Genomic DNA, 20,710 nt, shown 5'->3' with positions numbered 1-20,710 from the left:
AAGTTTTAGTCATACAGACATTTGAAGCATTAAAAAACTTGATGAATGTGGAGAAATACACTGCAATTCGTCAGAAAATTGGCATCAATTTAAATTTTTTAGAGTTAAAACTCTATTTTTATTGATGCAAGATAATTATAGTAATAAGAGAACAAAAACTAAGCAAAATTAGGTCGGATAAGGAATACGACAATGAAAAAGGGACTTTTGGCACTGGGAGCACTTGTGAGCTTTAGCTTTGCAACCGCCACCCAAGCAAAGATAAACGTGTGTGCATTTGATCTGTTAGGAAAGTCAGGTGAATCCTATAAAATGCTGGAAGAGTGGGCACTTGCAGCAAAAACATGGAACGCAGAAATTAATCTTATTCCACGTCAGGACGAAGCGCAGGCTGAAAAAGATTTTCGTGAAGGCAAATGTGATGGTGTTTATATCACCTCCATGCGCGCGCGACCTTATAACAAATTTGCAGGTTCTGTCGATGCATTAGGTGCTGTACCAAATAATTCGATTGCGCAAAAAGCCATTACTTTCGTTTTGGATAAACGTAATAATCATCGTTTAAGCACCACCATTGATGGCGATAAATATGAAGTAGCCGGAATAGTCCAGATTGGTCAGGCGTATTTATTTGTCCGTGATCGTAATATCAATAATCTGGAACGTGCTAAAGGCAAAAAAATCGCCATTTTACAGTATGACGAAGCACAAAAAATTATGAGTCAACGTGTTGGAGCGGTTCCTGTTGCTTCTGATCTGTCTAATTTTGTGACCCGATTTAACAATGGACAGGTCGATATTGTTCCTGTTCCTGCCTATGCCTACAAACCATTGGAAATTCAAAAGGGTTTAGGAACTAAAGGCGCCATGATTAATTTTCCTGTGGCAAACATTACGGCTGATCTGATTATTCGCTCAAGTAAATTTCCATCGGGCTTTGGACAAACTTCAAGGCAATGGTTTTTAAATCAATTACCAAAAAACTTTGCCATGGTACGTCGTCTTGAAGCGGGTATTCCTGAAAAATTAAAAATTAATTTAAGTGCTGAGGAAAGCATACAGTATCAAAAACTATTACGTGATGGCCGGATCGATTTGGCTAAACAAGGCATTTACGATGCCAACATGATGACGGTACTGAAACGCGCGCGATGCACGGTTGAACGAACCAACTTTGAATGTTCTTTAGGGGGCGAATAAACAGCGGTTCAAAAATTTAGTAACAATGATCTAGGGTTAATATCAAAGGATTTTTCAAAATTGTGACCTAAAATGATATTTTTGGAAAATCCTTTTAATTTTATAGATTTAAAGCGATTTATTTTAACATAATCAATAAAAAACACGATATCATTCACGATTTTGTACAATAAACATCCATATTTGCACAAAAAGTGGAGTAAATACTCTATTTTTTTTTTAATAACCCGATTAATATTTGCCGTGTAAGGATACCCGCAATAGAAATTTGTTACAAAGGACAAAAAATATGAAAAAAATTGCATTCGCTCTTGCCGCTACAACACTTGCTGGTTTTTCGGTAACAGCTCAAGCTGCAACTGTATGTGTATTTGACTTGCTAGGGAAATCAGGCGAGTCATATAAAATGATGGAAGAATGGGCACTCGCTGCAAAAGGCTGGGGTGCAGATATTACTTTGGTGCCTCGTCAGGATGAGGCTGTTGCGGACAATGACTTTAAAGCAGGCAAGTGTGATGCGGTGAGCATGACTGCCATGCGTGCGCGTCAATACAACAAGTTTGCAGGTTCTATCGACTCGTTGGGCGGTGTACCGAATAATCAGATTGCACAACGTGCCATTACTTATGTTCTGGATGCACGTAACGCATCGAAATTGACTTCGAATCTCGGCGGCAAGAAATATGAAATCGCAGGAATTGCACCATTGGGTTCAGCCTTCATTTTTGTACGTGACAAAAGCATTAACTCTGTAGAAAAAGCAGCAGGTAAGAAATTTGCAGTATTGGGTTATGACGATGCACAAAAAATTATGGTGCAACGTGTCGGTGCTCAAGCCGTTCTCTCTGATATTTCAAACTTTGCAGCGAAATTCAATAATGGTCAGGTCGATATGGTTGGTGCACCAGCTTATGCCTACAAACCACTTGAGTTGAACAAAGGTTTGGGTGCCAATGGCGCGATGATGAACTTCCCTGTATTGCATGTCACTGCGGATTTGGTGCTTCGTCCAGATGCATTCCCGGCAGGTTTTGGTCAAAAGTCACGTGACTGGTTCACTAAACAGTTACCAAAAAGCTTTGCAATGATTAACCGTCTTGAAGCGCAAATTCCTGCAAAATACAAAATGAATTTGACTGCGGAAGACAAAACCAAATATCAAAAACTTCTTCGTGATGGTCGTATCGATTTGACCAAACGTGGTGTGTATGATGCGAGCATGATGTCAGTATTGAAAAAAGCACGTTGCTCGGTAGATAAAGCCAATTTTGAATGTTCGATGGCTGGTGAATAAGATTGATTTTTAACACAAAAACCCGAAATTAATTTCGGGTTTTTTATTTTTAGCTTACTGTCAATTTAGCCATTGAAGCCAATTCAAAAAAGATTAAGCTAAATAAAACTTATAATATTCACATGGATCTGTGAACTGAATCTCTACTGCATTGGGGATGAATGCTGAACAGAAGTATGTGAAGTTATAAAGGTATACTGGATTGGGACAACATATGATTCAACATCGTATGGAATCATGAGCCAAAAAAACAATAAACGTGATAATGGAACATCATCTATGAAATGGTCAAAAACTCTCGCCTTGAGTACTGCGTTTATGGCAGCATCAATGGGTCTACAAGCGAAGCAAACAATTTGTGTCTTTGATTTAGTCGGTAAAAATGGTGACGTTTATAATCTGATGAAAGATTATCAACTGGCCGCCAAAAGCTGGGGGGCTGATATTGAGCTGAAAGTCGGTCAAAATGAAAGCGTGATTGCCGATGACTTCAAGGCAGGAAAATGTGACGGGGTCAGTATCACAGGAATGCGTGGTCGTCAGTTTAATACCTTTACAGGTTCACTGGATGCGATTGGTGCGATTACTGATTTAAAACTAGCAGTTAAAATCATGCAGGGTCTCTCCAGTCCAGCTTTCGCCAAATATATGACACATGGTCAATATGAAGTGGTGGGTGTCATCCCTGTGGGCGATGCTTACTTGCTGGTCAATGATCGTAGCATTAATACAGTCGCCAAAGCGGCAGGTAAGAAAATTGCAGTGCTTGATTATGACGAAGCACAAAAGATTATGGTGCAGCAAATTGGAGCACAGGCCGTCAGTGCGGATGTGACTAATTTTGGTGCCAAATTTAACAACCGTCAGGTCGATATTATTGGTGCGCCTGCTGCTGCGTTTAAACCACTGGAGTTACATAAAGGTTTAGGTACCAAAGGTGCGATTGTCAATTATCCCATTTTACAGGTCACTGGTAATTTGATTATTCGTCCAGACAAATTTCCAGCAGGTTTTGGTCAAAAGTCACGTGACTGGGTCAAAGGTCAATTGCCAAGAGCCTTTACTATTTTAGGTAAAATGAAAGCGGACATTCCACAAAAATACTGGATGGAAGTACCTGATGCCGATAAACCGGGTTATCAAAAATTAATGCGTGAATCACGAATCAATCTGACAAGTAAAGGCATTTATGACAAACGCATGATGAAACTGCTATGGCAGTTCCGTTGTAAAGAAAATCCGAAGAACTTTGAATGTGCTTTGCAGGATGAAAATTATAAATAATCCTGATACAAATACTCTGAATAAAGTTTAAACTTCGAAGACTGACCCTATATGGTATATGTTATACTATATATGGTCTTTTTCTTTTTAAGACGTCAGATTTAGGTTGAGGAATGCCCATCATGAATGCCCAAGCTCTTGTTATGTCAGATAATGCTGCCAAAAAAGTGCGTCAACTCCGCGATAGCGAAGGGAATCAGGATTTAATGCTGCGAGTCTATGTGACGGGTGGTGGCTGTTCTGGCTTTTCTTATGGCTTTAATTTTGCAGAAAGCATGAATGAAGATGACGCCAAGTTTGAAAATGGTGATGTCACCATGCTGGTCGATTCATTGAGTTATCAATATCTGGTGGGCTCAGTGGTTGATTATATCGAGGGTTTGGAAGGTTCTCGTTTTATCGTACAGAATCCGAATGCAACCACCACCTGTGGTTGTGGATCTTCATTCTCGATCTAAGCCTTGACTATAAAAAAATCCCCGGTAGGGGATTTTTTTAATTGAATCGAACAGCTATAGAATTAAACACTGGTCATGGTTCCTAAAACACGAAAGCCTTGAGCTCCAGTCACAGAAGGCAAATTGCCACTTTGCTGGGTCATAAAGCGCATGGCAAGCCATGCAAATGCTGTCGCTTCGACCCATGTAGGTGATAAACCTAACACACTGGTACTTTGAACCGACCAGTTGTGCTTACGTAATCGCCAGCGGAGTTGTTCCAATAAATGTGAGTTATAAGCACCGCCCCCACACACATAGACTTCACCTGTATCCAGACCTGAACGATAAATGGCTTTTTTAATTGCGCGGGTGGTCAGTTTTAAAAGAGTGGCTTGTACATTTTCTGGCACATCTTCCAATTCATCATATTCCAGCTCATCATTACGCCAGTCGGCCAATTGATCATCCAGCCAATCGATATTGAAATCTTCACGACCTGTACTTTTAGGTGGTTCTTTAGAAAAAAATTCATGTGACTGTAAACGTTCAAGCAAACTGCGAATCGGTTGTCCATACGCTGCCCAATTGCCATTTTCATCATAAGGATGACCCGTGTAACGCTCACACCATGCATCCATTAAGATATTGGCAGGGCCGGTATCAAAGCCATAGACAGCTTCTGGATTTCCGGCAGGCAGTAAACTGACATTGGCAATGCCGCCCAAATTTAAAATGACACGATGAATACTGGCGTGCTGAAAAATAGCCTGATGAAATGCTGGAACAAGGGGAGCACCTTGACCGCCAGCCGCCATATCACGACGACGAAAATCAGAAATCACAGGAATTCCTGTGATTTCAGTAATCATATTTGGGTCACCAATTTGTAAGGTAAAGCCATGTTCAGGGCGATGTCGAATGGTTTGTCCATGTGAACCAATCGCCTTAATTTGATTTCGATCAAGATGGTTTTTTTCAATCAGCGCATTAATGCCATGACCAATGAGTTTGGCCAGTGTGACATCGGCTTTGCCCATTCGATCAATTTCATTATCTTCAGGTAAAGTCAAAGCCATCAACTCATCGCGCAGCTCAGGGTCAAAAGGAATGGTGAGCGTTGCATGCAGATGAAGTGGATCAAAGGAAGCCGCAACAAAATCGACTCCATCCATGCTGGTGCCGGTCATTACCCCAATATAGATCGCCGTCATGTACAACTTCACCTGCAATATGCTGAAAAAGTGTTAGTATATCGCACAAATTGAATAACTGATGTGTTTAGGTTTTGTGATGTCAAATTTCTTGCCTGCTGAAGAACAGCTTGCCCTCATTCAACGAGGCACTCATGAAATTATTTCTGTAGAGGATCTGCTTAAGAAACTCAAAGAAAATCGCCCGCTGAAAATCAAGGCGGGTTTTGATCCAACTGCGCCAGATTTACATTTGGGTCATACGGTTTTAATTAATAAGCTTAAAACCTTTCAGGATTTGGGTCATGAAGTGACGTTTTTGATTGGTGATTATACTGCCATGATTGGTGATCCAACGGGTAAAAGTGCGACGCGTCCGCCGTTAACCCGTGAGCAGGTTGAGGCCAATGCGAAAACTTATCAGGAACAAGTCTTTAAAATTCTTGATCCAAATAAAACCAAAGTGCGCTTTAACTCAGAATGGTTTAATCAAAAATCTGCGGCAGATTTGATTCAATTGGCGAGTCAGCAAACGGTTTCACGCATGTTAGAGCGCGATGACTTCACTAAACGCTATAACAACCATCAACCGATTGCGATTCACGAATTTTTATATCCATTGGTACAGGGTTATGACTCGATTGCCCTTGAAGCAGATGTAGAGCTAGGTGGAACAGATCAAACCTTTAACTTACTGATGGGACGCACCTTACAAGGTCGTTACGGACAAGAATCACAAGTCTGTATCACTGTTCCAATTCTGGAAGGTTTGGATGGCGTTAATAAAATGTCTAAATCATTAGGCAATTATATTGGCGTGTTTGATGCACCGGGTGCGATGTATCAAAAATTGTTGTCCATGCCTGACACCTTAATTGAGCGTTATTTTGAACTCCTCAGCTTTAAATCAATGGATGAGATTCAGGGGCTGCTCAAAGAAATGGCAGAAGGACGTAATCCTCAAGAGCTTAAGAAAATTTTGGCTGTTGAACTTGTTGAACGTTTTCATGGTGCAGAAGCGGCTGCCAACGCACATAAAGGGGCCGGCAATATTATTACTGAGGGTGAAATCCCAGAAGATACGCCTGAAGTCACTATTTCCCGTGCTGAGTTTGGCGGTGAAATCTTTATTGCCTCTATTCTACGTTTGGCAGGACTCACCAAAAATGCAGCACAAGCCAAAGATGCTGTGGCACGTGGGGCAGTGAAAGTAGACTGGAATGTGGTCGATGCAAATTTCTCTGTGAAAGAAAATTGTACCCATATTATTCAGGCTGGAAAAAAAGCGATTGCGCGAGTCACATTTACTGACTAAGTTTAAAAATCAGATCAAAAGTAGGTAAGACCCTACTTTTGATTGATCGCATTGAATTGATTTGTAAAATTGTGAAGGTCACTTGTACAACAATCGTCATGAACGCTATGCTTAGCATGACAACGTTCTAATATAATGAATCGTTAAACTGAAATCTTTAGGTCACGTAAAATCAGCTTAAAAAATACCACAAAGACCTGTAAAAAATAAAAAACTACGGTATAAGTAAATTGATTAAATTAAAAACGTAAAGGAGAGGAGACGAGCTAACACCAAAATACAATGCTTTAACCCTTGCCAACGAAATCATATTGTTTCACTTTCATGATTGCTAAATAAAAAGAGGAGACCTATCCATGGGATTTGATCAACAACACCTCAACTGGCTGATTACTTTTTTATTCGATACCGATCCGGATCTCATAGAACAAGAACATTGCTTATTGGCACATTACTATTTAGATAAATTAGATGTAATAGAACACTACCAATTATTTAGCATGATTATGGCAAGATTGCCGCATCGGGCGAAACTATTTTTTCTAAGCGAAAGTTATGTGGGTAAACAACAAATGATTCGAGAAGTGATTGATGTGCGCGGAAACTATCACATTCACTAAACCTGATTCGAGATAAATCAAGTTTGACCTAAAGCAAAAGTACATCATGAGGATGTACTTTTCTGTTTTTGTATAAGAAATAGCTCGTTTTTGCTTGTAGATTGATCGAGCGAATGAAAAATGCTGAAAAAAACCACAACCATGTAAAATAAATGCTTTCAGGGCTTGCGTTCGTTATGAAACTGTATAGAATACGCAGCATCCCGACGCGATACACGAGAAGATCTTGGTTTAGGGCTAAGATTTGAGGGTATAGTATTGCGTTGAATTACTACTGACGAGGTAGTAATAAGATCATTAAGAATTGAAGAAGAACAACTTGTGTGGATTTTTACTGATTGATTGATTGATAAATTATCATTGATGAATTGGTTTAAATTACTCGAAGTTTATTTGAGCGAAATTTAAGTCAGGAAACTAGACAAAATGACACCAAATGAGTTTTACTATGATCAGCTACCCCAACAAAACAAGGTGGCTTAACTAGAGCGGAATATCACTTATAAATACGCTTTTAGTTGTTCAAACAAGTGGGACCACCTCTGTTGAGATTGTAAAGGGGCTTCAGGAAAGTGACAGACTTAAATTGAATAATCAAAAACTGGTTAGTGAAGTGACCCAAGTTGATGAAAGTACAGGTGAGAAAATGGACGTAAAAATAGTCAGTAACTTAACTAGCAACTTACTTGTTGCCAAAGATGATTTTGAAAAACAAGATGGTTATTTATCTAAAAATATCAAAGTTGATGGCGAGGACAATTTAGTTATGTTCCGTCAAAATCGAGATCATCTTGAGTTAATCAATGTTACTAAAAATGAAATGATGCTCGATAAGCCGATCGGTAATCATGATTCAAAACAACCTGAATCTACGGCATTACAGGTTTATATGGAGGTTAAAGAAAAGTTAAATAACCTTGAAAATAAAATTTTAATGAAAGTAGATGAACAGCTATCAAATAAACCTAAAGCGCCTGAAGTGAAAGGAGATAGTAAGGCTGAAGTATCTCAATTTCAAAGCAAAGCCCCAGAGCTAGATAAACACCAAATCATTAAAGAAGTCCGAATACAGCTAAAGCAAGAGGGGAAATTGGGTGCTGATTTTGCTAAGTCAGCTAATGGGCTATCCGTTGCTCATGGTGACTATATCAAGCTCAATGAAGCATACAGTCAAAAAGATGGTTTATTTAAAACCACTAATTTACCTAAAGACGCTGAAATTAAAATCACAGGTCACACAACTAAAAAAGGTGAAACCTATGCAACAGGCGTTCATAACAATTCAAATGTAGAGTTAAAAATCAGAAGTGTTGAAGCCCGCTATGGTGATCAATATGTGAAACGCTATGAAACCAATCCTGAAGTAAAACAGGCTGTAGATCAGAGAGTGATAGCACAGCAAACAACATTTAAATCTTTATCTGCTTCAAGGGTACAGGAGTTAAGCCAGTCAAGCCCAAAGCAGGATAAGCCCACTTCAGGCATGAAATTTTAATATTTCTTTCGCCAGTCATAGGGGTTAATCGGGTTAGGACTTTTCCATAACCCGATTTTTTTTGATCGAGCATTATTCTCTAAATCTATGTATGTTCTATCAGGAAGATTGTAGCGATAAGCCCAAGCGTAGCCACTGGCGACCATTGCTTTATTCACATTTAATTTATTCAAGTACAGCTCACCAAGAAACCTACCATTGTTATCAGTTCCATGCTCTTTAACGAGTACCGTTTTGTTTAAGACCATAGACATTAAATATTGTTTCGATTGTTGACCATAAGGCTGTGTAGGCGAATTTTTAGCATTATTGGCAACTTCAGGGGCATCTATGAATGACAGTCTAACCCGCCATTTAGTGTTGTTTGGTTTTGTGATACTCACAGTATCACCGTCTAAAACGTAAGTGACTTTGCCGTAATAATCAGCGTGACAGTATGCTGAAAACAAAAAAAGGGTAATACAAAAAAGCTTATTCATTTTGGTTCACCATAAAACCGTTTTAGCACGTATGGACTTGCAACTTCATTGCTTGGTCCATACGTGCTAAAACTCTTACTGTGAAAAATCATATCCCGATGCTTGGTCAAAACTGCAAGTATGCAGTCTTAACCAGGCATCTACTTTATTGAATGATTTAAGTGGGTTATGAGTGCGAGGAAATTGTCAAAAAGGTCAATCAGTAGTTTGGATTCTTTTGGCGTAAAATCTTCAATTCTTCTTTGCTAATCGCTTCGTTATTAACGATCTTGCTTTCAATTGAGTTGATTTTATCGTTTGAATTTACAGCCTTGATATAGTCAAGATCGGCTTGACTAAGCTCAGGCATAATTTCACTGGCTTGATAAATCACTACAGGTTCTTTGACTGATTCAGATTGGATCTCTTTTACTACTTTTTTAGCTTCAGGCGCTTTTGAAGTTGTTTGTGTAGTTGTGACTGTATTAATTAAAGGGCTTTCAGGTACTTTAGAAACAGATACAGTTTTTCCGTCTTTTTTAACCTCTATTTCGCCTTTTTTAGTGGTCAGTGATGTATGACTAGCCTCTATAGCAACTGGCGTTTCTGTGCCATTCTGTGCTGTTTCAGCGTATGTATTGAAAGCGATTAAGGCTAATACAGGGATTATGATTTTTTTCATAGATAATCCTAAAATTTAGACAAAAAAAAGCTAACAACCTGAATTGTTAGCTTGTGATGAAATTAGTTACCAAACCACGATTTAAAGCTTTGCGTACTGGTCACACCGCTTGAAGCATTGTTAGATGCAAGGTTAGTTTGAACAGCCGACAATTTAGCACCAATCGAGTTGATATAACCTTGTTCAATAGCAATGGCATTTGCTAAGTCTTGGGCTTCTTTAATATTGCGGGTCGAGTTAATTTTGTTCTTCAGTGTGGTTAAGTTTGCTACATGCTCATTTAAAGCATTATAGGAAGCATCACTGAAAGCAAAGCCAGTCTTAACCGTGTTGTAATTTCGCTTGTATTGATCATTGCCTAGCAATTGATTCATACCATCTGAACCAATGGTAGTAAGCACTTTGTCATAAGCCTTTTGAGCATTACCAAATGAGCCAGTCTTTTGATTGGCTACTACGTCTTGCCAAGAGCCTGAAACAACGTCTTGCACATTCTTAACGCCTGAAGTTCCGATACCAGTATTACCAGTCGTACTTTCATATTGTTTCTTCATGATCTCGTATTGCTGTTGCATTTGAACCAATTGCTTGACCATATTTGCAACGGCTGTCGGGTCGAATACAACGTCCCAAGCGTTTGCTGTGTTGGCAGTAAAGGCTAAAGCAAAAGCTACAGCCGACATTTTTATTTTATTCATTTTCATGATTTCACCCTTTCGTTAAATTCGTGTACCCACTGGGAGTAGGTCAAGTTTTCATCTTTACTCAATATTTCCTCAAGAATATTGTGTCTTAACTCATTGCCTGAAAGTATTGGGATAATTTCAGACATATTGCTTAAATCTAATTTGCTAATAACTGAATCATGCGAGTTTTTAATCATAAATTGGCGTAAATAAGGCGGTGTATTCACAACCCAATCAAATTCTGCTTGAGTACAGCCTAAGCCATTATTTTTCTCATTACCCATATATGTAGCGACATTCGCTTTATCATTCGGCAATAGAATTGATGTTTTAAACTGCCCGATCAGATCGTCATCTCTTGTAATGACTTCAGGCGTTGGCGTAACAAAGATCATCATACCGTTACGTCTACGGTACGTGGTTAGCATGATTTTAAGCCATGCTAAGTTAATCGGATTGCTGATATATCTTTGACCTTCTTCGACAACAACAATAAAGGGCTTGCCCTCAGACATGGATATATCAATTTGATGGAAGATATACATAGACATAGCGCCTAACACCACATCATTATCAATGACATTTTTCATTTCATAGCCGAAAATTCGAGCGCCATCAATTGAGAAATTGTCACTTTCATTGTCAAAAATATTGGCATAAACCCCATCATTAACCCATTTTGACATGCGTTCAGCCATGTTGTTATCTTCAGCCATACCAAACAAGCCAATAAAGTTTCTAAGCCGTCTAAGGTGCTTTTCATAGCTATAAACAGCATCTACAACGTCTTTGATCTTGTTTTCTTCAGCAGTGCTTAAAGGCTTTGGATTACCATTATCGTTGTAGTCTTGAGCCATAAAAGAAAATAGATTTCTTAGAAACAAACGGTTTTGTTCCGTGTCATCTAACTGCAATGGATTCCAACCAGTTTTAACCATTTCACTTAAAACAGTATGTCGCCCGCCCATGCTTTTAATCCAAACTGAAGCTGAATATTCAAAATCAAAATGAAAAATATAAGGCTTAAACTTATCTGAAGCAGTCAAAAGCGTATTAATTACAGTAGTCTTACCGCCACCAGTACCAGTCGTGATACGAGTATGACCTACATCATGTTCATGGAAATTGAAGTAGTAAGGCGTATTACTTGTCGTTTTAAGCTGAATGACATTCTCACCCCAATGGTTGCCATCTTTTTTGCCAGTAGAACTATTGTGCATACTGGCAAAGCCCGCAAAGTTAGTCGTGTTAATAGTTGCGGGTCTTTGGAGTAAGTGATAGTTGCCAATCAACATAGAGTAAAAAGTAGGTTCAGAAATTAAATCTTCTTTTTTAGGTATCATGTGATTGCGCTGAAATGCCCCGCTAGTTTTCTGCATTGCTTCTTTAAATTCAGATGGGGTCTTAGAGGTAACTAAAACATTTAATGAATAAATGCCGTTTAAGATACGCCCTGAAGCTAAGTCATCAATGGCAACATTAATCGCTTCAATTTGAGATTCTGACTTGTCTTGAGCATTTTTTAATTGGTTCTGACGAGTTGTACTCATGCTGATAGATTTACGTCTGTCCATCATCATGAAAGTTTGAGAAATAATTAAAGGATGATCAACTTTTAGAAATTCATCTAACATGGTGTGATCGCTACCCTCTGGATAGCTAGGAGTAGGCAAACTATAGATTGCCCCTGCCGTTAATTCACCGCTTGGGTGATAGAATTTAATAGTTCCATCAGGCGCAAAAACTCTACGTGTATAGCCTAAGTAGTTTCTGATTTCAGTTGGATGAAGTGGAATTTCTGCTTTTTCTAAGTTTAATAAATAACCGAGAAAATTCACTGTTTCAGAATACAAAACGCTATCTTTTGAATAAGTGCCTAGCTGTCTTGGGTTCGCATCTTGCAGATACTCTTTAAACATACTTACTGCATTATTTAATTCGGCAATCATTTGTTCTTCATTATCACTTCTGAAAAACAGATTTTTAAGACGAGTTAAAGGCGGGTCACTTGGGTTAGATTTTCGGACAAGCAACGACACATAAATATCATTTTGAAACATGCGTTCATTAGATAGTTTTTCATAATATTTTTGGTTAAAACTATCTGAAAATTCATTGCCATTTGCAGGCGGTATTTCGGTTTTAACTTCGTGACGATCATAATAAACGCTAACAACAAAACGAGAGCCAAGTTGTTTAAACATATCTGCACGATATTTTTTTAAAGTCTTTAATTGAGCATAGCTTTTAGTTTCATACGGAAAGCCAGTAATTTTTAAAACCGTAAAAATATCACCATTAACTAGCTTAATATCATGTTCATTGATTGGGCTTAGATAAGGTAAATTATTGATTTCCATTTGTTCAGCACCCGCTAATTTCTTTTGACTATATTCAATATTTTTATCGTCAGCTTTTGCGTGAGAATCAAAACTATAGCCACCAAAAACTTTAGTTCGCTGAAGTCTACGTTTGATCGAAAACCATAAATATTGAATCCCTCTATCTTCTTGGTAGGTCACTACAACCAACAATAAATAGATTATTCCCGATATTATTAATCCTAATTTTAGGTTGCCAATTAGTGCTAAAAAGCACGTAGCAAAACCACAAATTAGGAAAAAGTAAGTGAAAATATCTACAGGTATATTTGCCACCCTTGCAGTTCGGGCAAGACCCGCAAACAGCAAGTCTTTTTCTTCGTTTTTTTCAGTGGTTTTGCTCATGGCTCACCTATTTAGTTAAAGAAGAAATTACCAAGATCAGGGGCAACGAAAACAAGGATACCTGCAACGATTAAGCCGATACCCCAACGCTTAACTTTCTCACTACCACCGCCAAGCATTGTGATTGCCAAACAAATAACACCAGTCACGAAAGCGACTGCTGCGATAATGACTAATTCATCATTAAATTGGTTAAGCTTTTGAGCAAATTTTTGACCAAACGCAGCATTTGCCAATTGAGCATAAAAAACAGCAAATAAGACAATTGCGTATTGCTTAGGATTGAGTTTATTTAAAAGATTCATGATCTATTCCTTAAAATACTTGGACGTATTGCCCTTTGTTAAGAGTTTGAACAAACGATGCTTGTTGCACGTTTGGTTGATTGCTTGGTTGATTATTTACACGCAGGCGCACAGGTTCAGATTGTGCTGAATAGCTATTGTTTTCTGTACTTTGATTTTGACTTGCGGAGTATTGCGGGTACTGATTTTGTTGCCATGAAGCGAGAACTAGAATGTCACTTTTTCGACTGGCTTCAGTAGGGTTATTATTTGCAGTGTAAGTTTTAAATGAACCACCCCCATTTAGTGTTTGGTATTTACTGGATACAAGGCGTACATAGTTTTGTGTTTCACGGTAAGGGGGAATACCTCCAAACTTTTCAACTGCCCCATGCCCTGCATTGTATCCAGCAATCATTTTTGTAAGATCACCATTAAATCTTTTATTCAGGAAAGCGAGATAACGAGTACCCGCAATAATAGACTGTTCAGGTTCATATAATCGGCTAGGGTCTACACCCATTAAACGAGCTGTAGAGGGAATGACTTGCATCAAACCCCTAGCATCTTTATGTGATCGAGCATTTGGCTTAAAGGCGCTTTCTCTTGCCATAATTGCCGTTACTAAATTAGGGTCTAAACCATTGGCTACAGAATGTTTGTGAATAAGATCATCATAAGGTGACGCATATACAAACAGTGGCGTACTGCAAGCTAAACCGATTATAAGTTTTTTAAACATTGTCATTATTCCTTATAGAGTTATAACAGTATAACTCTACTAGCTTAATCAATAAATGGTCTATTTGAAAATTTATGTTTCTCTTTAAAGAACTGGTCTAAAGCGATAAGATAAATTAAGTTTTTGGTAAGTCTGCGGTTCTTAAATTCTTCAGGAACTTTTAATTCACCACGCTTATATCTCAAAAAGTGTTCGTCCATTTCTGCGAAAAATTCATCACTTACATAAAGTTGTTCACGTTTCATAACTTGTCCCTAAAATTTCTATACAGCCAAAAAAGAATCCGAAACTTTAGCATAGGTGCGGTATTTCATCGTTACTAAAGTTGGCGGGTAATGTCCTGAAAACTTCATATAAAAGTGCAGAGGTTTAAGACTGCTTATTTCTTCAGCTTTAACTACATTTTCTTTTTCTTTTACAAGTTCAGGTCTTGAATCTTTATTTGCAGATTTCATTTTCCTTAATACTTCAATTGCACCGAAAGCTTTTTCATATTCTTGGGGTGTATAAGTGTCTTGAGAGTTGACAGCACAGACACCAAAAGAAGAAAAACAACCACGTAGCGTAATAGAGAATTTTTCTCCATAGATCGTGATTAATTGAGCCAGACTTTGAATGCCTGCTAAAGCAATAAGTCTATGTTTACGTCCTTTAGTTAATACTGCTTCGAGATACGATAAACGGTTCAAAGAGCCGAGTTCATCTAGGCAGAATATAAAATCAGAATAGTTATCAAAGTCAGATAATAAAGAACTACAAATAACGTCAGTCGCACAGCTAACTAATGGTTGCAATGCAGTTAATTGATCTTCACGCCAAGTAATAAAAATATTGCCAGTACCATGCTTTAAATAATCCCTAAACGAAAAATCACCAATTTTAGAATGAGTGTGAGGGCTTAAATATGTAGTAACAATACTGCGTAAAGTACCGACTAATTCAGAGTTGCCAAGTAAGCTGTAAGCTTGAGTACCTACTAAAAACTCTTTGAGTTTATCGTCACTTGAAATTAATAAAATTTCTAAAAATTGTTGTGTCTGCTGTTCTCTAGTAAGTTCATCCATTTCTAAAACTTTGGTCATGGCAGACTTAACAATAGTACGAGCCATCGTATTAAAATTTTCGTGATTTGCGTCTGAAGATTTAGGAATGATTGTCATTGAATATGTTTCAATGTCATAAGAATTTTGTACTTCATTAATCACTGACCAATGGACTGATCGAGCATCGAAAGGGTTGAAAATAACATCACCTTTCTTAGCAAATAAACTTGCGTAAGTTCCGTTAGGGTCAACCACAATTAAGCGGGTTTTACTGCGAGAATCAGCAACACAAGAATCTAAAAAATCACTGATTGAAACTGACTTACCTTGACCAGTACCACCAGTTAAAAGGAAGTGTTTATATTTTAAATCTTTAGGAACAGGCATACCGCAAAAACGGATTTGGTAATCTTTTTCTTTGGTCATTCTTCTTAATTTGAATGGGCTTACTAATTGCAAGCCCCGAAGAACACGAACGTATCTTTCGCCCCCAAAAGGTGTTTTATTGTTTTGAAAATAAAACCAAGCCAAAGCACTACTAATAACCAAAGCCAACAGCAATATTAAAACGTATAAAGGCGTTTTAAACGTCAATGGAATTGCATAAAGAATAGCTTGGACTTTATGATCTTTTGGGATAATAAAAAACTTCGGTAAAAAAATAGCCCATGTTGTAATCACAGTGATTACAACAGCTAAAACAGCGTGACCGAAGATTTTTTGCGATTGATCATTCATTTTACTGTCCCCAAGAATTTTTGAACGGCTTGATGGGAAGCGACCTTATAAGAATCCATGCTTGACTGCATCATGAGCATGTTAGCTTTAAGCTTCGCTTGATTGGCTACCAACATACTGTTTTCAATAGCAAGGGCATTCGCCAAGTCTTTTGATTGCTTTAACGTATTGGTACTTACTTGAGCCAACGACTTTAGGTTTTGCATATTACAATTTACTTGTGTCCAAGCTACTTCAGCGTCTACATAAGCTGTGTTTACACGGCTTGCAGTTATGTTTTGAATCTGTGCCAATTCCTTGCTTGCATATACACCAGTATTGGTCGCAATTTGACGTTGCAATTCGTTGTAGGCGTTTTGCTCTTTAGGTGTATTGAAAATATTAGTCGGTTGAGCATCAAAGCCATTAGGCAATTCAAAGCCTGCAATTTGCATCACATTGGTAAGAAGTCCTAGCCCTGCAAGCCCTTTAGTCACACTGTCATATTGCCCTTTCAAGACTTGAATCTGCTTCATTAATTCTTGAACTTGTAGAACTGCATCGGCATTTTTTGTCGGGTCAAAAACTGTTTTACCTACGCCACCAGTTACAGGGGGAACAGGCGGTAGGTTGATAGGTGAATCAATATCAACTTGTTCTGCTTCAGGTAGCTTTACAGGCTTACATGCGCTTTGTGTTTCTAGCTTGGCTTGTATCTTCTTCTGATTACTGTTTTCTATGCCAGTCGTTGCAGGCTTGCCACCTGAAGTAGTCCCGCCTTTAATTACGTTGCCACCAAAATATGAACCAGTACCGCCATAATTTCTATAAAACTGGGCGATCTTAGGCACATAGTCTTGCGTTTCTTTAGGCATAACTTTTTTATTACCTTTCAGATACGAACGTAAATTACCCATACCCCAGTTATAGGCATAGAGTGCATGGGGCATGTTGCCGAATTGCTGATTTAATTGCTTCAGGTAACGAGTACCCGCATTAACATTTTGTGTGGGGTCATTGGGATTGGTAACGCCCAAAGAACGAGCCGTTGCGGGCATAAGTTGCATTAAACCTTGAGCGCCTACGCCTGACTTAGCAGTATTGTTATGCGAAGATTCTTTTTGAATTACTGCATGAATTAAAAGCGGGTCATATCCATATTTAGCTGAAGCTGAAGTCACAATATCGTTGTAAGGTAAATTTGAAGCAATAGTTGCCCCGCTTAAACCTACCAGTACCAGTAGCGATAGTTTTTTTAATTTCATTTTCATTATTCCTCTACCGCAACGAGGACAGTTTAACCAGGAACTACGTTACCTGTTTAAACTTGGCCCGTTGCTATTTCATCACTTAGCCACAGCCAAACGGTTAGCTAGATCAACTAAGGTTTTATAGTGTGAGCCTTGTTCACCCATTGATAACTCATAGCACCCGCCATTTGCTTGAACTCGCATGAAGTCGTGAGCTTGGCTTGTATTGTCAGAAATGGTCGGAGATACAAACAATGCTTTTGCGTTAGGGATGCTTACTGGCAATTCACCAAATAACCCCACTTCTTGCGGTACACAAGCAGGGTCAATGCTGTAATAAACTTTAAGATCGGCACATGCTTCGTTTTGGCAACTGGCATCACTTGAAAATTTATAAGTGACATAGTTCCCTTGATTGGGAGCTTCAGGCACATAAGTTAATTTATTGCTTTGAGCAAATGACTGAAGAACTTGGGTAAATGTCTGCGGTAACTGTGCTTCAGCAGACAAACTAATTAAGGCGCAAAGAGCAATAGTTGTTTTTTTCATGGCTTAGTCCTTTTTAAATTTGTATGCTTGGCTTGGGTTATCAACATCGGTCAGAGTAATAACACCGCCCTTTTGTTCCATTAAGAAAGCGTCTTGATTGTTATATTGAACAACCATTTTTTTATCTTTCTCTACAGCCGATAATGCAACATCACCCCATGAGTTTTTTAAGGTAACTTGAGTACCTTTATTGGCAACGATAAGCCCGCTACTCATGCCTTGTTCTTTCTCAAATGCTGTTTGATCAATACGATTGTATTGTCCGTCCAAGCCCTTAGATGAGCAGGCAACACTAGCTAAACTAAGCAACGCTAGAAAAATGTGTTTTTTCATTTTTGAAATCCTCATAAGCTTTAAAATAAATAGCTGAACAGCCATAACCGCCTGTTTCTGTTCTTCCAAGTTGAACAATAATGTCTACACTTTGTTTAACAAAAGATTTAACTTGGTCACTGGTTAATGTAGTGCCTGCCATAAGAACCATAAGCGTTAAACGCTCAATAGCATTAAGTGGGTCATTGGCATGTAATGTCGCAATTGAACCGCCATGCCCTGAAGAAATTAGGTTTAAATAAGTGAATGCTTCAGCACCTCGAATCTCACCCAGTAAAATGCGTTTTGGATACAAACGCAGGCAAGCTTCCATTAATGACTGTGCATCGACTTTAGCTTTACCCTGTCCACCTCTTGAATAATAAAGTTGCAACGTATTTTCATGCGGAGGGCGTAACTCCTTAGCATCTTCAATAGTGATTAGTCGTTCGCCCAGTGGTATGCAGTCATGAATAATGGAGTTAAAAAAAGTTGTTTTTCCTGAACCTGTACCCGCAGAAATAATGATATTTTTTTCATAACCCACCGCTTTACGAATGAACTCATGAAAGTTTCGGGCTTCGTATAAATCGAATAGCTCTTGATCTTTTGCAGTGATTTTTGCAAATGGTTCAACAGAATTTAAAACTTCCTCATAAGCTGAAAATGGCAGACTTAAAATACTTGGTTTACGAATAGATAAGCCGATCGACCCGCCAGTTACGGCAGGGTCACGGACAAATTGAATACGGAAAAATAAACCCTCATGTTGCGGTGATGCAATTTGAGCAGAAAGCAAAGGCTGTGCTTCTGAAATTGTTTGATTGGTTTCAGTTGCAATGCCTTCGGCTAATCGCTTCAAAAGCGCATAGGTAAGGTTAGGATTCTCTTTTTTAATCATGTCCCTTGTACCTTTCATAGCAATGAAATATTCCAAAGGCTTATTAACTGAAATTTCAGTAATTTGATCATTATCAAGATCATCACCAAAAGCTTTTTTCAAATCTTCAAGTACAAGGATTGACATAATTAAGCGCCTTTCTTATTGGTTTAAAATAGTTGAAAAGTCCAAGTCTTTAGCAACTAGAACTTTAATGCGTGTGCCGTGAGCGACTGTAATAGTCGGAGGAATTGACAAGTTACGTTGTAGAACACGGTCAGCTTGATTGCCGAATGAGTTTGCAACTTCAGTACGATAAGTCTGTGAAGCATTGTTTTGGTCGCTACTGCTAACACCTGCATTACTTACACCCGCACCAATAATGCTAAGTAAAGTAGCTGTTCCGAATATGCGCCCATAATGGTTGTTCACTTTACCGCCTAAGCCTGCGATACCAAGACTGTTAGTGCTTGGGCTATCGAGCATAATTTCTACGCCATTAGGTGTGATTGCACGATTCCAAACCGCCCCGATTTCTGCTTGTCCGTCATTAACAATTGATGAGTATTGACCGAATAAACGAGTACCCGCAGGCAGTAAACGATTACGTCCTTGTTCGCTATAAACATCATTAGTTACACGAGCAATAATGTTGCTTGGTAAATCGCTTTTAACAGCAGTTTCTAAAACTGCATCTACGATCTTGCCTTGTTGTATAAGCATTCTACGATCAGCGTTATAACTTGCATGAGCAATAGGCGCTTTTTGATTAGAAGTGCTTGAATCAAAACGACCACCCATAGAACCCGCAGTGCTATTTGCAATGCGTGGATTTACATTGCTTGCACCCGCTTGGTTGCCATTGGCATTAGATTGTTGTGAAGCTTGCATACCCATAAATAACGGTGCAAGTTCAGGCGGTATGCCTGCCATTGCACTAGCATCACCATTAGGGCTAACACCGCCACCTTTACCGCCATTCTCATTAACCATGATTCCAGACTTGTAGCGGGCGTTTAAAAGGGCTTGTTCTTTAGCCATAGCATCTTGTCTAGCCTGCTCTTGTTGCATTGCTAGTTGTTGTTGCTGTTCAGCTAATTGACGCTCCATTTCGAGCTGTTCAGGGCTTTTTTCAGTAGGGTTTACAGGGTCAGGGGTAGTCGCAGTTGGGATTGGTTGCGGATTTCCGAATCCGAATCTATCCATGCCATTAAAATTACTGCCGTCCATCCCTGTTACTGGTTTAGCAACAGCACTTTCTACACCGCTTTCTACACGGCTTTCTTTGTTCTTTTGCAATTTCAGATAAACGCCAAAAATTACCAAGCCAATAATGAGGGCTAGTAAGCCACCGAACTTAACCAATTTGCCTATGTCTATATTTTTAACAGACGTTTTAGGCTTATTCTCAAAAGCATCTTGACGTTCAAAATCATCTTTACCATGTTCTTTTTTTTCATCATGGAAAACATGATTTTCAGTGCTGAAGTTATCTTGGGTTTTAAAGTCATCGTTACCCAAATTTTTATTTTCATTTGTCATT

The 20,710-nt window shown here is 38.6% G+C and carries 21 protein-coding genes; 7 read left to right on the top strand and 14 right to left on the bottom strand.

Annotation, left to right across the window (positions count from 1 at the left end; translation table 11 throughout):
- The first annotated feature begins 192 nt into the window (after positions 1 to 192).
- The 4 genes from E0D95_RS10740 (at position 193) to erpA (ending at position 4,236) form a co-directional block, all read left to right on the top strand.
- The gene (locus E0D95_RS10740) at positions 193 to 1,200 is read left to right on the top strand and encodes a putative solute-binding protein (RefSeq protein WP_130803791.1); all 1,008 of its coding nucleotides are present in this window, start codon (positions 193 to 195) and stop codon (positions 1,198 to 1,200) included.
- A 289-nt stretch (positions 1,201 to 1,489) separates the two neighbouring features.
- Complete coding sequence (locus tag E0D95_RS10735) at positions 1,490 to 2,494, top strand: putative solute-binding protein (protein ID WP_130803790.1); 1,005 nt, start codon at positions 1,490 to 1,492, stop codon at positions 2,492 to 2,494.
- A gap of 279 nt (positions 2,495 to 2,773) precedes the next feature.
- On the top strand, positions 2,774 to 3,778 hold the full coding sequence (locus E0D95_RS10730) for a putative solute-binding protein (RefSeq protein WP_130803789.1): 1,005 nt from the start codon (positions 2,774 to 2,776) through the stop codon (positions 3,776 to 3,778).
- 122 nt (positions 3,779 to 3,900) lie between these two features.
- Positions 3,901 to 4,236 carry an iron-sulfur cluster insertion protein ErpA gene (erpA, locus tag E0D95_RS10725; RefSeq protein WP_130803788.1) on the top strand — a complete coding sequence of 112 codons (336 nt, stop codon included), beginning with the start codon at positions 3,901 to 3,903 and terminating at the stop codon, positions 4,234 to 4,236.
- A gap of 62 nt (positions 4,237 to 4,298) precedes the next feature.
- Here the strand turns inward: erpA and E0D95_RS10720 are convergent, their stop codons facing one another.
- A complete protein-coding gene (locus tag E0D95_RS10720; protein WP_130803787.1) occupies positions 4,299 to 5,429 on the bottom strand; it encodes an anhydro-N-acetylmuramic acid kinase in 1,131 nt (376 codons plus the stop codon).
- Between the two features lie 61 nt (positions 5,430 to 5,490).
- Between E0D95_RS10720 and tyrS the strand changes: the two genes are divergently transcribed.
- The 3 genes from tyrS to E0D95_RS10705 all read left to right on the top strand — a co-directional run bounded on the left by tyrS (position 5,491) and on the right by E0D95_RS10705 (position 8,838).
- Positions 5,491 to 6,723 (top strand): tyrosine--tRNA ligase, encoded by a 1,233-nt coding sequence (gene tyrS, locus E0D95_RS10715; protein WP_130803786.1) that lies wholly within the window; start codon positions 5,491 to 5,493, stop codon positions 6,721 to 6,723.
- A gap of 356 nt (positions 6,724 to 7,079) precedes the next feature.
- Positions 7,080 to 7,343 carry a hypothetical protein gene (locus E0D95_RS10710; RefSeq protein WP_130803785.1) on the top strand — a complete coding sequence of 88 codons (264 nt, stop codon included), beginning with the start codon at positions 7,080 to 7,082 and terminating at the stop codon, positions 7,341 to 7,343.
- A gap of 613 nt (positions 7,344 to 7,956) precedes the next feature.
- Positions 7,957 to 8,838 (top strand): hypothetical protein, encoded by an 882-nt coding sequence (locus E0D95_RS10705; RefSeq protein WP_228258850.1) that lies wholly within the window; start codon positions 7,957 to 7,959, stop codon positions 8,836 to 8,838.
- Here E0D95_RS10705 and E0D95_RS10700 read toward each other — a convergent pair.
- The 13 genes from E0D95_RS10700 to E0D95_RS10640 all read right to left on the bottom strand — a co-directional run bounded on the left by E0D95_RS10700 (position 8,835) and on the right by E0D95_RS10640 (position 20,709).
- The gene (locus E0D95_RS10700) at positions 8,835 to 9,317 is read right to left on the bottom strand and encodes a thermonuclease family protein (protein ID WP_015060706.1); all 483 of its coding nucleotides are present in this window, start codon (positions 9,315 to 9,317) and stop codon (positions 8,835 to 8,837) included. The genes E0D95_RS10705 and E0D95_RS10700 overlap by 4 nt on opposite strands.
- A gap of 199 nt (positions 9,318 to 9,516) precedes the next feature.
- Positions 9,517 to 9,978 (bottom strand): hypothetical protein, encoded by a 462-nt coding sequence (locus tag E0D95_RS10695; RefSeq protein WP_015060707.1) that lies wholly within the window; start codon positions 9,976 to 9,978, stop codon positions 9,517 to 9,519.
- A gap of 62 nt (positions 9,979 to 10,040) precedes the next feature.
- The gene (locus E0D95_RS10690) at positions 10,041 to 10,682 is read right to left on the bottom strand and encodes a TrbJ/VirB5 family protein (RefSeq protein ID WP_004999358.1); all 642 of its coding nucleotides are present in this window, start codon (positions 10,680 to 10,682) and stop codon (positions 10,041 to 10,043) included.
- A complete protein-coding gene (locus tag E0D95_RS10685) occupies positions 10,679 to 13,390 on the bottom strand; it encodes a VirB4 family type IV secretion/conjugal transfer ATPase (protein ID WP_015060708.1) in 2,712 nt (903 codons plus the stop codon). The genes E0D95_RS10690 and E0D95_RS10685 overlap by 4 nt, the downstream gene beginning before the upstream one ends.
- 11 nt (positions 13,391 to 13,401) lie before the next feature.
- A complete protein-coding gene (locus E0D95_RS10680) occupies positions 13,402 to 13,695 on the bottom strand; it encodes a TrbC/VirB2 family protein (protein WP_017480461.1) in 294 nt (97 codons plus the stop codon).
- A 10-nt stretch (positions 13,696 to 13,705) separates the two neighbouring features.
- Positions 13,706 to 14,416: a lytic transglycosylase domain-containing protein gene (locus E0D95_RS10675; RefSeq protein WP_017480462.1), complete on the bottom strand. Its 711-nt coding sequence runs from the start codon at positions 14,414 to 14,416 to the stop codon at positions 13,706 to 13,708.
- Positions 14,417 to 14,460: 44 nt separating this feature from the next.
- Positions 14,461 to 14,661: a hypothetical protein gene (locus tag E0D95_RS10670; RefSeq protein WP_004999346.1), complete on the bottom strand. Its 201-nt coding sequence runs from the start codon at positions 14,659 to 14,661 to the stop codon at positions 14,461 to 14,463.
- An 18-nt stretch (positions 14,662 to 14,679) separates the two neighbouring features.
- A complete protein-coding gene (locus E0D95_RS10665) occupies positions 14,680 to 16,197 on the bottom strand; it encodes a type IV secretion system DNA-binding domain-containing protein (protein ID WP_015060710.1) in 1,518 nt (505 codons plus the stop codon).
- Positions 16,194 to 17,441: a lytic transglycosylase domain-containing protein gene (locus E0D95_RS10660; protein WP_017480463.1), complete on the bottom strand. Its 1,248-nt coding sequence runs from the start codon at positions 17,439 to 17,441 to the stop codon at positions 16,194 to 16,196. Before E0D95_RS10660 ends, E0D95_RS10665 begins: the two co-directional genes overlap by 4 nt.
- 81 nt (positions 17,442 to 17,522) lie before the next feature.
- Entirely contained in the window at positions 17,523 to 17,975 is a 453-nt protein-coding gene (locus E0D95_RS10655; protein WP_004999340.1) for a hypothetical protein, read from the bottom strand.
- A 3-nt stretch (positions 17,976 to 17,978) separates the two neighbouring features.
- Positions 17,979 to 18,308: a hypothetical protein gene (locus tag E0D95_RS10650; RefSeq protein ID WP_004999338.1), complete on the bottom strand. Its 330-nt coding sequence runs from the start codon at positions 18,306 to 18,308 to the stop codon at positions 17,979 to 17,981.
- Entirely contained in the window at positions 18,277 to 19,314 is a 1,038-nt protein-coding gene (virB11, locus tag E0D95_RS10645; protein ID WP_015060713.1) for a P-type DNA transfer ATPase VirB11, read from the bottom strand. Before virB11 ends, E0D95_RS10650 begins: the two co-directional genes overlap by 32 nt.
- A gap of 15 nt (positions 19,315 to 19,329) precedes the next feature.
- Positions 19,330 to 20,709, bottom strand: coding sequence for a TraB/TrbI/VirB10 family type IV secretion system protein (locus tag E0D95_RS10640; RefSeq protein ID WP_005000433.1), 1,380 nt, complete (start codon positions 20,707 to 20,709; stop codon positions 19,330 to 19,332).
- Between the last annotated feature and the right edge of the window lies 1 nt (position 20,710).

This window comes from Acinetobacter ihumii (genome assembly GCF_900625095.1).
Taxonomy (GTDB): Bacteria; Pseudomonadota; Gammaproteobacteria; order Pseudomonadales; family Moraxellaceae; genus Acinetobacter; species Acinetobacter ihumii.
This window is presented reverse-complemented; position numbering and strand designations above follow the sequence as displayed.

Excerpts from the sequence above, each read along its gene's own strand:
- E0D95_RS10740 (WP_130803791.1), top strand. The coding sequence starts at position 193 with ATGAAAAAGGGACTTTTGGCACTGGGAGCACTTGTGAGCTTTAGCTTT.
- E0D95_RS10735 (WP_130803790.1), top strand. The coding sequence starts at position 1,490 with ATGAAAAAAATTGCATTCGCTCTTGCCGCTACAACACTTGCTGGTTTT.
- E0D95_RS10730 (WP_130803789.1), top strand. The coding sequence starts at position 2,774 with ATGAAATGGTCAAAAACTCTCGCCTTGAGTACTGCGTTTATGGCAGCA.
- erpA (WP_130803788.1), top strand. The coding sequence starts at position 3,901 with ATGAATGCCCAAGCTCTTGTTATGTCAGATAATGCTGCCAAAAAAGTG.
- E0D95_RS10720 (WP_130803787.1), bottom strand. The coding sequence starts at position 5,429 with ATGACGGCGATCTATATTGGGGTAATGACCGGCACCAGCATGGATGGA.
- tyrS (WP_130803786.1), top strand. The coding sequence starts at position 5,491 with ATGTGTTTAGGTTTTGTGATGTCAAATTTCTTGCCTGCTGAAGAACAG.
- E0D95_RS10710 (WP_130803785.1), top strand. The coding sequence starts at position 7,080 with ATGGGATTTGATCAACAACACCTCAACTGGCTGATTACTTTTTTATTC.
- E0D95_RS10700 (WP_015060706.1), bottom strand. The coding sequence starts at position 9,317 with ATGAATAAGCTTTTTTGTATTACCCTTTTTTTGTTTTCAGCATACTGT.
- E0D95_RS10695 (WP_015060707.1), bottom strand. The coding sequence starts at position 9,978 with ATGAAAAAAATCATAATCCCTGTATTAGCCTTAATCGCTTTCAATACA.
- E0D95_RS10690 (WP_004999358.1), bottom strand. The coding sequence starts at position 10,682 with ATGAAAATGAATAAAATAAAAATGTCGGCTGTAGCTTTTGCTTTAGCC.
- E0D95_RS10685 (WP_015060708.1), bottom strand. The coding sequence starts at position 13,390 with ATGAGCAAAACCACTGAAAAAAACGAAGAAAAAGACTTGCTGTTTGCG.
- E0D95_RS10680 (WP_017480461.1), bottom strand. The coding sequence starts at position 13,695 with ATGAATCTTTTAAATAAACTCAATCCTAAGCAATACGCAATTGTCTTA.
- E0D95_RS10675 (WP_017480462.1), bottom strand. The coding sequence starts at position 14,416 with ATGTTTAAAAAACTTATAATCGGTTTAGCTTGCAGTACGCCACTGTTT.
- E0D95_RS10670 (WP_004999346.1), bottom strand. The coding sequence starts at position 14,661 with ATGAAACGTGAACAACTTTATGTAAGTGATGAATTTTTCGCAGAAATG.
- E0D95_RS10665 (WP_015060710.1), bottom strand. The coding sequence starts at position 16,197 with ATGAATGATCAATCGCAAAAAATCTTCGGTCACGCTGTTTTAGCTGTT.
- E0D95_RS10660 (WP_017480463.1), bottom strand. The coding sequence starts at position 17,441 with ATGAAATTAAAAAAACTATCGCTACTGGTACTGGTAGGTTTAAGCGGG.
- E0D95_RS10655 (WP_004999340.1), bottom strand. The coding sequence starts at position 17,975 with ATGAAAAAAACAACTATTGCTCTTTGCGCCTTAATTAGTTTGTCTGCT.
- E0D95_RS10650 (WP_004999338.1), bottom strand. The coding sequence starts at position 18,308 with ATGAAAAAACACATTTTTCTAGCGTTGCTTAGTTTAGCTAGTGTTGCC.
- virB11 (WP_015060713.1), bottom strand. The coding sequence starts at position 19,314 with ATGTCAATCCTTGTACTTGAAGATTTGAAAAAAGCTTTTGGTGATGAT.
- E0D95_RS10640 (WP_005000433.1), bottom strand. The coding sequence starts at position 20,709 with ATGACAAATGAAAATAAAAATTTGGGTAACGATGACTTTAAAACCCAA.